We start from the raw sequence: 12,785 nt of genomic DNA on the forward strand, positions 1-12,785 counted from the left end.
TATATCCTTTTATTATGAGTTGAGGAGCCGATTCAGCCCGATATCCAGGAGCGCAATATATTGGCTACAACAGGAGCGAATGGAGACAACCTCCCCTCGGTTGGAGTTAAAAGATCATCGATAACAGCCAGCAAAAGCTCGTCATCTTCAAGCCCTTCATCAGGATCCAATCCGTTAGCCATCATTAAATTGTGCGAAAGCTGTTTACGTTTTTCGATGAGACTTTTGTTATTTCTTTCATTGTCACCAAGGTTAAGCACGCGAATTGATTCAATCGCCCTTGCGCTTTTCCCCTCTACACGGCCACTAATTTTGAAATGAAATTCCGTTTCACATTCATCCATCAGTGGGGTTAACGGCAAGGCCTGGCTTTTATGATGTGCATCGCACTGCCCCTTCGTTTTGCAGCTGGCAACAATATTGGTAAAATCCAGGCTTCGATGTGAAGCCAGTGCTCTGGCTTCAACATGTTCATTAACCGTCTCCTGACCTTCTCCTGAAATTTCACTACAACAGTAGGCACATAAATAAAACTGCTCTCGCGCGTTGTGGTGACTTAAATCAGAAACAATATCCCAGCGTTTTTGTTTATAAAGCTCCTGAAACCACTGATTATCATCTACATTGCGTGGTTTTTGCCTTACCCATTCCATAAAACTTACTGGCGCTATCCCCTTAGTTATCTTGCGCATACTTTAACTCCTTCTTGCGCAAAAACATTTTAGCTTTAGCGATCTCTAGGTGATCAACAGGCAACTCTCGTTCTAAATCACCTAACGCATCTTGTACACGTTTAACTTTTTCAGCGCTGTCAATCTCCTGAATCATATCCAGAAGATCATTTAAACGTTGATTGATTTCAGCATTACGAATATTCGTGTCCATCACATTGAGTAAAACGCTGTTAACATCAACACCATATTGGGATGGCTGTTGATTTAACTCACCCTCGTCCAGAGAATAGACCAGTACATCCTTGCAGTCGCTGATCACCAGCGGCGAATGCGTAGTCAAAATAAACTGACAATTAGGAAAAGTCATGGTCAGGCGCTTAATGATATTACGTTGCCAGGAAGGATGCAGATGCATATCTACTTCATCAATAAGAATAACACCGTCACCTTCGAGGGGGTTTTCCAGCGCGGGGTTCATCATTGCTAGACGTCGGGCAATATCCCCGACCAATGCCATAAGTGATTTTTCGCCCTGAGACAGTTGCAGAACATTTAATGTTTGTTTACCTTTATCTATTGACATGTGCAAACGCGGCTTTCGCCGAACCCGTAGGTTGCTAAATCCGGGCATAAAATGGCTGATTGCCGCTCTGACGGCTGTAAGTTGCCTGTCTTTTGATGATGCCATAACAGACTGCAGTTTTTTCCAGATATCAGGGTCGTTCCCTACCGCGATGGATAAAGCCTCGATAACCGCTTGCGGCAAGCTGTTCTCGTTTTCAGAGTCTTCCCGCTCGCGAAACCACTCAAAGAAGCGTCGAAAATCAACCCCCTGACTAAGCGAGTTGTCATAGCCATCCAACTGCAGGAATGTGTGTTTTTCTTTGATCTTAAGCGGAATATCCAGCACGACCCTCTCAACGGGATAAAACGCGATAAGCGGCAGGTTTGTCTTTTCATTGAAGGTCAAGGCGGTTCTGTACACATCCGCCAGACGGGTTACATCATTTAAACTGGAGATATAGTTCGCTTTTTTTCCACTGGCGGTTTTTGCTAATAACCATTGATAAATACCGGTATTGTTCTCTGTACACTGCCCAGCCTGAAAATCGTGATTATCCAAAAGCGTAATATCGATCGCTGCAGAGGGGAAGCCATTCAGGATAACGCCCTCAGGGATCGGGCTGCCGCTGCCTTTTTCACTGCGAACTCTAGCGACAAACCAGCTCAGGCTGGTTGCCAACGCTTTCAAAATAGATGTTTTACCTGCACCGTTATTACCAATAAATACGGTAACATTCCCTTTGACGTCGTCAGTTGGAGCGAATGTCGCTTCCAGCTCAGTAAAAGGACCCAGTTGCTTGAGACTCACGGTTTTAATTTGCATGAGACGCCTCCTCTATTTGCTGCCTCTCGAGTTTTACCCTCAACTTACCGGTCAGAAGTTGCTGCATCAACGCTTTTTTCTCGTCTTTCAGGCTGGCGAGCTTTTTCTCCAGCGTGGCGATTTCGGCATCAGCCGCGGACAGGACGGCGGCGATTTTTTGTTGTTCTTTCAATGGTGGCAGGGGAACGTGAATCTGGTTGAATTCTTTCCACCGGAGGCTTCCTCTGCGGTCAACAGAGGCATTAGTTGCTGCACCAAAGATTTGCTTATAGTGATCCGTTTTGAGTACCGCGTACAAATAAGAGTTGTCTACTTTAGTTGGTGATGCACGAAAAACTACATAAATCGGGCTAACGATGCCCGTTTCATAAAGATTCTGCAGGCCAATCGAACCTTCTTCGATATGGTTAGACGGAAAACCAAAACAACCACGATGGATCAATCGATAACCAGATAAGTCATCACTGTAAACTTTCTTGTTAAAGTACTTCAGAGAATCTACAAAACCGTCATACTTGGAGCATGATAGGACCGGGTAATCTACAGCGGCTGAATTCTTCTCACTCACTTGAGTACATATTTCCTTGATGGCTGGATAATCCCAATCTTTTGGGATCGATCCATAGTGAGTAAGCTTAAACTCATAGCTGCCAACAGATAATCCCAAGCGTTTTCTTCCAGTAAGAAGTTGCTGCATTAGGGCTTTTTTCTGCCGATGACTATTGGTGAGAAGCTTTCCCGTCACCACAATTGACTTATCCCACGTAGATAAAATTTGAACGATCTTCTGTTGCTCACCCAAGCTGGGAAGTAGTAACTGAATATTTTTTAGATCTTTCCAGTAAATTGCAGCAACGCTGGTACTTCCAGCAGGAAGAGACTGAATAGCTGACTTACCTTTTCCTGTATTCAAATAATAGGCAATAAAATTCGTATATACCTTTTTGTTAAATACAATACGATTAATATTGTTATCGAACGTTGCCGTGTAATCCTCATCCCAAACGGCCGACTTGCCTACTAAATCTGGTGTGTTCCTAGTATTAAAAAGAAAATCACCTTTTTTAAGTAAAAAACTATCATTAATGAGTGACTGTTCGATATATTCGACTTTATTAAAATTAACAGAACCCCACCCAAGATTTCCCATCTTGATCAACGGAATTAATGTCGTTAATGGATCTTCACTCATCCCTCTCTCCGTGGTCCCCAGCTGTGTACGAATGACGATATCTTCCAACCGGAAAACACTCCACCCCTTAGGCACCATAACCCAACTCCTTCAAATAACCCGCCATCTCAACTTCCAGCTTCGCCAGTTCCACCTTCAGTTGCTCGCGCTCTGCACGCACCGCCAGCAAATCAATCTCGTCTTCTTCTTCAAAGGTATCGACATAGCGTGGAATATTGAGGTTATAGTCGTTGTCCTGAATCTCTTTCAGGCTAGCGAGATAGGCGTATTTCTCGACGTTATCGCCTTCACGATAGGTGTTGACGATCTTCTGGATATTTTCTGCGCTGAGCTGGTTCTGGTTTTTGCCCGCCTTATATTCACGGCTGGCATCGATAAACAGCACTTTGTCATCCACTTTCTGCTTCTTAAAAATCAGAATCGCAGCCGGAATCCCCGTGCCGTAGAACAGTTTTTCCGGCAGGCCAATCACCGCATCCAGCAAGTTTTCATCAATCAGTTTCTGGCGTATCTTACCTTCACTGGAGCCACGGAACAGCACACCGTGTGGCACAACTACGCCCATACGCCCCGTTCCTGATTTCAGGGTTTCGATCATATGCGAGATAAAGGCGTAATCACCTTTAGTCTTCGGCGGTACACCGCGACGAAAACGGCCGAACTTATCGTTCTCGGCCTCGTCATGGCCCCACTTATCGAGGCTGAAAGGTGGGTTAGCGGTCACGATATCAAACAACATCAGGTCGCCATTTTTATCGAGCAGTTTCGGGTTACGAATGGTATCGCCCCACTCGATTTTATGGTTGTCTTCGCCGTGAAGGAACATGTTCATTTTGGCCAGTGACCAGGTAGAGCCAATCGCTTCCTGACCAAACAACGCATAATTACGGCTGTCATGTCCGGAGACAATTTTACGTCCGCACTTCATTAACAACGAACCAGAACCACAGGCCGGATCGCAGATGGTATCACCCGGTTGCGGATCGAGCAGTTCAGCAATCAGATCGGAAACTTCTGGTGGGGTGTAGAATTCCCCGGCTTTTTGTCCACCGCTGGCAGCAAAATTTTTGATCAGATATTCATAGGCATTACCGATAACATCTAGTGTACCAACACGGCTTGGCTTCAGGTTAAGATCTTCACCGGCGAAGTCTTCCAGTAGCTGACGCAGAATGGTGTTCTTTTGCTTTTCTTCACCAAGACGATCGGTGTTAAACGAAATATCCTGGAACACGCTTTTCCCGGCGTCTTTCAGTTTGGTGCCGTTGGCTTCTTCAATAGCATGTAGTGCCTGATCGATACGCTCACCGTTACCCGGTTCATGACGGCGCTCATACAGCGCATAAAAGCTGGCGCTTTTCGGTAACACAAAACGCTCATTCGCCATCATGGCTTCAATCAGTTCCGGCGCATCTCCATACTGTTCTTTATATTCGTCATAGTGATCCTGCCAGACATCCGAAATGTACTTGAGGAACAGCATGGTAAGGATAAAGTCTTTATAGGTATCAGCACTGATGGTGCCGCGGAACGTATCACATGCGGCCCACAGGGCTTTGTTGATCGTATCCTGACTAATTTTATCGTTCATGAATCATCCTGGTATGAGAATGCCAGCCCGGAGAGCCGGGAAATACGTAAATGAATAGAGTGAGATAATACCCCAGAACATAGAGTCAGACACGTTAAGTCATTATGTTTTGAACCAATACGCGCTCGTAAACGGAATTAATTAGATTGAGGTCTTTTGGGGGGATGTACAGTTATCACATGGATTTCAGGCACAAAAAAACCACCTTTCGGTGGTTTCACGACACTGCTTATTGCTTTGATTATTCTTTGCTTTCCCATGGTAGCCGGAGTGGGACTTGAACCCACACAGCGCGAACGCCGAGGGATTTTAAATCCCTTGTGTCTACCGATTCCACCATCCGGCCAGGGAAGAAAGTGGAGGCGCGTTCCGGAGTCGAACCGGACTAGACGGATTTGCAATCCGCTACATAACCGCTTTGCTAACGCGCCGTAAAACTTTTCAAACTGACACCCGCTATTGCGCATGTCTTTAATCTGGAGCGGGAAACGAGACTCGAACTCGCGACCCCGACCTTGGCAAGGTCGTGCTCTACCAACTGAGCTATTCCCGCATGTCATCAAGTTGATTATAACCACTTGATTTCATTATCGTCCGGCTAGCTGTGCCGCCGTTCGATGCGTTGCATTCTACTGATATGTCGTTTTGAGTCAACGTTATTTTTTGCATCCCCGGATCGTTTGCTGAAAATTACGTCGAAACGATCACTGTTCAAGCAAATCTCCGCGCGCCGCGTTCAAATACTGCAGCATTGACCACAGCGTCAGGACCGCCGCAACCCACAGCAGACCAATCCCCGCCCACTCAACCCAGGCGTTCGGGCGCCACAGCATCCAGACCAGCGCTGCCATCTGCGCCGTTGTTTTGACCTTACCAATCCAGGAAACCGCCACGCTGCTGCGTTTACCCAGCTCCGCCATCCACTCGCGCAGCGCAGAGATGATGATCTCACGACCAATCATAGTTGCCGCGGGCAGCGTGACCCACCAGGTGTGGTAATGTTCAGCCACCAGCACCATCGCGATCGCCACCATGACTTTATCGGCCACCGGATCGAGGAACGCGCCAAAGCGAGTGCTTTGATTCCAGCGGCGCGCCAGATAGCCGTCGAACCAGTCGGTTACCGCGGCGACCAGGAAAATCAGGGCGCAGGCAAAAGGCGCCCAGACGACCGGCAGGTAAAACGCCAGTACAAAGAACGGGATAAGCACGACGCGAAAAAGAGTGAGCAACGTAGGGATATTATATTGCATAGTGGCGGTAACTATTTGTTGTCAGTAAAATTTAGCTCTATGTTGCTACAGAGCCCTCAATGTTTCAACGAGTAGTAGATCTTTTCTGCCAGCCCTTGCGAAATACCCGGCACTTTTGCAATTTCCTCCATGCTGGCATTGAGTAATCCTTGCAATCCGCCCATATACTTCAGCAGCATTTGACGACGTTTTGGCCCAACGCCTTCGATGGTCTCCAGCGTACTGGTATTTTTGACCTTCGCCCGTTTTTTACGGTGGCCGCTGATCGCGTGATCGTGCGATTCATCGCGGATATGCTGGATCACATGCAGCGCAGGCGAATCTGGCGGCAGGCTAAAGCCCTCACCTTCCGGCTCGAAGAAAAGCGTTTCCAGACCCGCTTTACGATCCGCCCCTTTAGCCACGCCTAACAGCAGCGGATGGTTTTTGTCCCACTCGACGTCGAGTGACTCAAACACCGCCTTCGCCTGCCCGAGCTGCCCTTTCCCGCCGTCGATAAGGATCACGTCCGGGATTTTGCTCTCTTCGATGGCTTTACCATAGCGTCGACGCAAGACCTGGTTCATCGCGGCGTAATCATCCCCCGGCGTGATCCCGGTGATGTTATAGCGGCGATACTCCGCCCGCAGCGGGCCGTTAGCATCAAACACTACGCAGGAGGCTACGGTCTGCTCACCCATCGTATGGCTGATGTCAAAACACTCCATACGTTTCACTTCCGGCAGCTTCAAAAGCGCAGCAAGCGCGGTTAAACGCTGGCTGACCGTCGACTGCTGGGACAGTTTAGTCGTCAGCGCCGTCGCCGCGTTGGTGCGTGCCAGCTTCAAATAGCGTGCACGGTCCCCGCGCGGTTTCGTCTGAACATTCACCCGACGCCCGGCCAGTTCAGACAGGGAATCCGCCAGCAGGGTTTTATCGTCGAGATTAAAATCAAGCAGGATCTCAGAGGGCAACGTGCGCATCTGGCTGCCCTGAAGATAGAACTGTCCAACAAACGTCTCGACCACTTCACCCAGCTCCGTGCCGCCCGGCACTTTCGGGAAGTAGCTGCGGCTGCCGAGCACTTTACCCTGGCGAATGAACAGGACGTGAACGCAGGCCAGCCCGTTGTCAAAGGCCACACCAATCACGTCCAGATCGTCACCGGTATTGGAGACAAACTGCTTTTCGGTGACGCGGCGTACGGCCTGAATTTGGTCACGAATGCGCGCGGCCTCTTCAAACTCCAGCGCGGCGCTGGCTTTCTCCATTCGCGCGATAAGCTGGGTAAGAACCTGATCGTCTTTCCCCGCGAGGAACAAGCGAACATAGTCCACCTGCTGGGCATACTCCTCTTCGCTGACCAGACCCGCTACGCACGGCCCCAGACAGCGACCAATCTGGTACTGCAGGCAAGGACGCGAGCGGTTACGGTAAACGCTGTTTTCACACTGGCGGATCGGGAAGATTTTTTGCAGCAGCGCCAGCGTTTCACGCACGGCATAACCGTTCGGGAAGGGGCCGAAATATTCACCCTTCGCATGCTTCGCGCCCCTGTGCATTGCCAGACGCGGATGGGTATCCCCGCTCAGGAAAATAAAGGGATAGGATTTATCATCGCGCAGCAGCACGTTGTAGCGGGGCTGATACAGTTTGATGTAGTTATGTTCAAGCAGCAGCGCTTCCGTCTCGGTGTGCGTGACGGTGACATCAATATTCTGAATGAGTGCGACCAGCGCTTCGGTTTTGCGGGAGGCAAGATTGCTGCGAAAATAGCTGGAAAGGCGTTTTTTGAGATCTTTCGCCTTACCCACATAGATAACCGTACCGCCAGCGTCATACATGCGATAGACGCCTGGCTGGCTGGTGACGGTTTTTAGAAATGCTTTTGAATCGAACGCTTCATTCACTGACTTATTAACGACTCCGCATTACACAGACCATGACGAATGGCCAGGTGAGTTAGCTCGACATCACCGTGAATGTTCAGTTTACTGAACATCCGATAGCGGTAGCTGTTCACCGTTTTCGGGCTGAGATTCAGCTGTTCAGAGATCTCATTCACTTTCTGACCTTTGGTGATCATCAGCATAATCTGCAGCTCGCGCTCAGACAAACTGGCAAACGGCGATTCCGTTTTTTCAGGTTCAATCTGGCTCAATGCCATCTGTTGTGCAATGTCTGAGGCGATGTAGCGCTGCCCGGCAAACACGGAGCGAATCGCATTAACGACTTCCTGTGGTGCGGCGCCTTTACTCAGATACCCGGCGGCCCCCGCCTGCATAACTTTCGCGGGCAGCGGGTTTTCGGTATGTACGGTCAGCATGATGACTTTGGTATCAACAAAGGTACGGGCGATTTTACGTGTTGCTTCAAGCCCACCAATTCCGGGCATGTTCATATCCATCAACACCACGTCAGCCGAGTTTGCGCGACACCATTTCACGGCATCTTCACCACAGCAGGCCTCACCAGCAACTTTAATACCCTTTATATCTTCAAGAATGCGTCGTATCCCTGCGCGCACCAGTTCGTGGTCATCAACAAGAAGGACGTTGATCAAAGGAAATGTCTCCAGAATAGGGATAACGCTACTGACTACTTATTGCGTTTATATTAACGGTTTTCCTCGCAAGATTAAAACGTTAAAAAACGTGCTATACGATTACGCTCTCGTTTTTGGAAATTAGTCTGTACAGCAAGTGGAAAGAAAACCCATGCGGCATGGGCTTTTGCGACTATTTTTAAGCATCTGTATTCAAAAAGTTACAAAAAACAGGCCAGCAACATCGGCTTAAAAACAGTTCTAAACTTTTTGTAACAACAATTAACGGCAAACGAACCGGCGATGACAATTAATTGTGGCGATCGCAGAGCAGACATTACCTGCGGGCATTGTTTACGTAAATAAACAAAATGCGGAAAAGTACGAAAAACAACCACTGCTTTTTTTGTCCCGGCTTGTGGTATACTCCGCGGCCTTGACTTTCATCGTCGCGCTCGAGCGCTGTTTTATAATGAGGAAAATAAATGAGCTCACCTGAATTCGCCACTGCGGAAAATAACCAAGAACTGGCACAGGAAGTAAACTGCCTGAAATCGCTGCTGACGCTCATGTTACAGGCAATGGGCCAGGCTGACGCGGGCCGCGTGATCATTAAGATGGAAAAACAAATCGCGCAGATGGAAGACCAGGCTGAATCAGCCGTATTTGCCAATACCGTTAAGCAGATTAAACAAGCTTACCGCCAGTAAAAAAAACGGCTGAATGCGGTGCATTCAGCCGTTATCTCGTCTGTCACGCAGAACGTGTTGTCTCTTCAGATCAGTCCCGTCGCCGCCGCGTAACAGGCTATCTGCGTCTTGTTTGGCGCGTTAAATTTCTTCTGCATATTCTTCTGATGGAAATTAACCGTATTCTCCGATATAGAGAGAATAATCGCTATTTCTGCAGACGTCTTTCCTTCCGCAGTCCACTTCAGAATTTCCCGCTCACGCTTGCTGAATTTCATTTCAGGCGGCATGACCATCTCATGTTCAAAACGCAGCAGAGACGTTAAGGCCATTTGAACCAGCATTTGCAGGCGCAACTCTATTTCTTCGCCGCTTAACTTATCAGCCTGTGCGCTAGTACGCGATACAGACAGGAAACCGAGCGCGTGATTAGGCAGCATCAAACACTGCGTAATTCCCGTACGCAAACCGTGGTCCCGCGCGCCATCCCAGAGTACCTGAGCATCAGCGAATAATTCATCCGTCCAGGGTAAATGCCCCTGAATGAAATTCTCTGGTTTCAGCACCGGATCGATGGCGAAAAAATTCTCTGACTTATATTGCGCCATCCATTCCTGCGGATAACTGGTTTGGACCGAAATCCTCGGGCGCGTAAAGGGGACAGGATGACGAACACACAATGAGAAATAATCAAATTCGAGTGCCTGCGTCTGTCGCTGAAGTTCTTGATATACCTCGTCGGCACAGGACATTTCCTGAAACCGGAGGAAGCAATCCCGTCGCCAGTTGAAAAAGTCTGAATCCCTCATACTTACCGAATGAAGCCTCTGATAAAGATAATCATTATTATGGTGAATATAACCTATCACATAAATCTTATTTATTTATACAAAATATCGTCCAATGCGCCTGAATTTTTAGATTTAATACGGTTAATCTGAACATGCGTGGAATAAAAGAACTACGAACATGCGTTTACAGGCGAATAATTTGCCCCAGACGAAAAATCTGGAGCAAATTACGGCAAAAATGCTACTGCATGAGGAATTTTTCGAGGAACTGGCGGGTGCGGGGCTGCTGGGGGTTAGCAAACAAGCTTTTCGCTGGCCCCTGCTCAACAATGCGGCCCTGATCCATAAAAATTGCCCGGTCTGCAACATCACGCGCAAAGCTCATTTCGTGAGTCACAATCACCATCGTCCGTTTTTCCTGCGCCAGTTGGCGAATGGTATTCAGCACCTCCCCTACCAGCTCGGGATCGAGCGCTGATGTGGGCTCATCGAAGAGGATCACATCCGGACGCATCGCCAGCGCGCGCGCAATTGCCACACGCTGCTGCTGTCCACCCGAAAGACGGCGCGGGTAGCTGGTTTCCTTACCTGCCAGCCCAACCTTCGCCAGCAGCTCCCGTGCGCGGGTGGTGGCCTCTTCTTTTGGCTCCCCCTTCACGATGACCGGCCCTTCAATAATATTTTCCAGCACCGTGCGGTGCGGGAAAAGGTTGAAGTTCTGGAAAACAAAACCGACATGCTGACGTAGACGGCGAATTAAGCCTTTCTGCTGGCTAATGGATTTCCCGGTATCAATCGTAATATCCCCAACGCGGATTGTTCCGCCTTCAGGCTGTTCAAGGAGATTGATACTGCGCAGCAGCGTGGTTTTCCCGGAGCCACTCGGCCCGATGATCGCCACCACTTCGCCCTGCTCCACTTCCAGATCGATACCGTGGAGCACCGTTTGTCCGTGGAATTTTTTCACCAGGTTTTTAACGTCGATTGCACTCATTTCGGATCACGCTCCTGGCGGTTAAGCTGGTTTTCAAAATAGTTCTGCAGGGCGGAAAGCACGGTCGCCATCACCCAGTAAATCAGCGAGGCCGCCAGATACATCGTGAACACTTCAAGCGTCCGCGAGGTGATCAGCTGCGCCTGACGGAACAGCTCCGGCACCTGAATGGTGGCCGCCAGCGACGTATCTTTTACCAGGCTGATAAAGCTGTTGCTCAATGGCGGCAACGCTACGCGCGCGGCCTGGGGCAATATCGCCCGACGCAGGGTTTGCCACGGCGTCATCCCGATGCTGGCCGCCGCCTCCCACTGCCCTTTATCAATGGACGAGATGGCCGCACGCAGGGTTTCGGAGGTGTAGGCTGCAGTATTTAATGACAGACCAATCATCGCCGCCGGAATGGGGTCAAGCTCAATGCCGAACTGCGGCAAACCGTAGTAGATCATAAAGAGCTGGGCGATTAGGGGCGTGCCGCGAAATACAGAGATGTAAAAACGCGCCAGCCAGCGTACCGGCAAGACGGGCGACATGCGCATTAATGCCAGCACAAACCCAAGCACCAGGCCGAAGAACATCCCTCCGATACTGAGTTGAAGCGTAAACACCGCCCCCTTAAGCAGGAACGGCAGTGAATCAATAACCAGTTGAATACTTTCGTGCATTATTATTTTTCGACCTGATTTTTAGACATGAGGATGATAGGCAAACAGCGCAGGCGCCCCGCCAGTGTGAACAAACAAAATCGGTCCTTCATCCTTAAAGCGCTTCTGTGCAATGCCGTCGATCAGCCCCGCCATCGCCTTACCGGTATAGACCGGATCGAGCAGAATGCCTTCGAGGCGTGCCAGCAATTTCACGGCTTCCATCCCCTCTTCATTTGGCGTGCCGTAGCCCGGCGCAAAATAGTCATCCCAGAGCAGAATGTCAGCCTTTGCTTTCAGTTCCAGTTTTTCTGCCACCGCCTGCTGTAAAGTCACCACTTTCGGCTTCTGATCCGCAACGCTGCGGGAGACCGTGACGCCAATCAGCTCAACATCCGGCAGCAGTTGCTCCAGCCCCACCGCCAGCCCGGCATGGGTTCCGGCGCTACCGGAGGCGACAACGACAGAAGAGAGATTCACTGCGCCCTCGCACTGCTGAGCAATTTCCAGCGCGCTTTCGACATAGCCCAGTGCGCCCAGCGCGTTCGACCCGCCGACAGGAATAACGTACGGGCGAAAACCCTGCGCTTCCAGACGCGTGGCCAGTTCGTCGAGCTGCGCGGTCGGGTCGGTCAGGGCATCGACCATCTCGACCTGCACGTTAAACAGATCCAGCAGGAGACGGTTGCCGTTAGTCAGATAGTTTTCTGCATGCGTTCCGATCGGGTTTTCCAGCAACGCAACGCAGTGCAGGCCCAGTTTTGCCGCCACCGCCGCCGTCTGGCGCACGTGGTTAGACTGAATCGCCCCTGCGGTGATCAGCGTGTCGGCCCCTTCACGCAGCGCGTCTGCCGCCAGAAACTCCAGCTTGCGCAGCTTATTGCCGCCCATCGCCATTGGCGTTACGTCATCGCGCTTAATAAAAATATCGCGCCCTAAATAATCAGAAAATCGGGGTAAATACTCCAGCGGCGTAGGCGCGCCGATAAACTCCAGGCGGGGAAAGCGCGTTAAATTCTGCAGTGACATGGTTCCTCCGGTAACGC

General features: G+C 49.8%; 12 protein-coding genes and 3 tRNA genes. 1 reads left to right on the forward strand and 14 read right to left on the reverse strand.

What is annotated here, in order from left to right:
* Nucleotides 1-32 precede the first annotated feature (32 nt).
* The 10 genes from K5E19_RS06570 to uvrY all read right to left on the reverse strand — a co-directional run bounded on the left by K5E19_RS06570 (nt 33) and on the right by uvrY (nt 8,639).
* Nucleotides 33-692 carry a hypothetical protein gene (locus K5E19_RS06570; RefSeq protein ID WP_221550453.1) on the reverse strand — a complete coding sequence of 220 codons (660 nt, stop codon included), beginning with the start codon at nt 690-692 and terminating at the stop codon, nt 33-35.
* Nucleotides 676-2,061 carry an AAA family ATPase gene (locus tag K5E19_RS06575; protein WP_221550454.1) on the reverse strand — a complete coding sequence of 462 codons (1,386 nt, stop codon included), beginning with the start codon at nt 2,059-2,061 and terminating at the stop codon, nt 676-678. The genes K5E19_RS06570 and K5E19_RS06575 overlap by 17 nt, the downstream gene beginning before the upstream one ends.
* Complete coding sequence (locus tag K5E19_RS06580) at nt 2,051-3,331, reverse strand: restriction endonuclease subunit S (protein WP_221550455.1); 1,281 nt, start codon at nt 3,329-3,331, stop codon at nt 2,051-2,053. The genes K5E19_RS06575 and K5E19_RS06580 overlap by 11 nt, the downstream gene beginning before the upstream one ends.
* Entirely contained in the window at nt 3,321-4,844 is a 1,524-nt protein-coding gene (locus K5E19_RS06585; protein WP_221550456.1) for a type I restriction-modification system subunit M, read from the reverse strand. The genes K5E19_RS06580 and K5E19_RS06585 overlap by 11 nt, the downstream gene beginning before the upstream one ends.
* A gap of 259 nt (nt 4,845-5,103) precedes the next feature.
* A tRNA-Leu gene (locus K5E19_RS06590) sits at nt 5,104-5,190 on the reverse strand.
* Nucleotides 5,191-5,201: 11 nt separating this feature from the next.
* A tRNA-Cys gene (locus K5E19_RS06595) sits at nt 5,202-5,275 on the reverse strand.
* 46 nt (nt 5,276-5,321) lie between these two features.
* Nucleotides 5,322-5,397, reverse strand: a tRNA-Gly gene (locus K5E19_RS06600).
* Nucleotides 5,398-5,548: 151 nt separating this feature from the next.
* Nucleotides 5,549-6,097, reverse strand: coding sequence for a CDP-diacylglycerol--glycerol-3-phosphate 3-phosphatidyltransferase (pgsA, locus tag K5E19_RS06605; RefSeq protein ID WP_046888002.1), 549 nt, complete (start codon nt 6,095-6,097; stop codon nt 5,549-5,551).
* Nucleotides 6,098-6,153: 56 nt separating this feature from the next.
* The gene (uvrC, locus tag K5E19_RS06610) at nt 6,154-7,986 is read right to left on the reverse strand and encodes an excinuclease ABC subunit UvrC (protein WP_221550457.1); all 1,833 of its coding nucleotides are present in this window, start codon (nt 7,984-7,986) and stop codon (nt 6,154-6,156) included.
* Nucleotides 7,983-8,639: a UvrY/SirA/GacA family response regulator transcription factor gene (gene uvrY, locus K5E19_RS06615; protein ID WP_221550458.1), complete on the reverse strand. Its 657-nt coding sequence runs from the start codon at nt 8,637-8,639 to the stop codon at nt 7,983-7,985. The genes uvrC and uvrY overlap by 4 nt, the downstream gene beginning before the upstream one ends.
* A 467-nt stretch (nt 8,640-9,106) precedes the next feature.
* On the opposite strand from uvrY, the gene K5E19_RS06620 reads away from it, so the two are divergent.
* Complete coding sequence (locus tag K5E19_RS06620) at nt 9,107-9,331, forward strand: DUF2594 family protein (protein WP_221550459.1); 225 nt, start codon at nt 9,107-9,109, stop codon at nt 9,329-9,331.
* 65 nt (nt 9,332-9,396) lie between these two features.
* Here K5E19_RS06620 and sdiA read toward each other — a convergent pair whose 3' ends face one another.
* The 4 genes from sdiA to dcyD form a co-directional block, all read right to left on the reverse strand.
* Complete coding sequence (gene sdiA / locus K5E19_RS06625; protein WP_221550515.1) at nt 9,397-10,119, reverse strand: transcriptional regulator SdiA; 723 nt, start codon at nt 10,117-10,119, stop codon at nt 9,397-9,399.
* 223 nt (nt 10,120-10,342) lie between these two features.
* On the reverse strand, nt 10,343-11,095 hold the full coding sequence (gene tcyN, locus K5E19_RS06630) for an L-cystine ABC transporter ATP-binding protein TcyN (protein WP_010432417.1): 753 nt from the start codon (nt 11,093-11,095) through the stop codon (nt 10,343-10,345).
* A complete protein-coding gene (gene tcyL, locus K5E19_RS06635; RefSeq protein WP_010432414.1) occupies nt 11,092-11,760 on the reverse strand; it encodes a cystine ABC transporter permease in 669 nt (222 codons plus the stop codon). Before tcyL ends, tcyN begins: the two co-directional genes overlap by 4 nt.
* A gap of 21 nt (nt 11,761-11,781) precedes the next feature.
* Entirely contained in the window at nt 11,782-12,768 is a 987-nt protein-coding gene (dcyD, locus tag K5E19_RS06640) for a D-cysteine desulfhydrase (RefSeq protein ID WP_221550460.1), read from the reverse strand.
* Between the last annotated feature and the right edge of the window lie 17 nt (nt 12,769-12,785).

The organism is Enterobacter sp. RIT637 (assembly GCF_019718755.1).
GTDB lineage: Bacteria > Pseudomonadota > Gammaproteobacteria > Enterobacterales > Enterobacteriaceae > Enterobacter.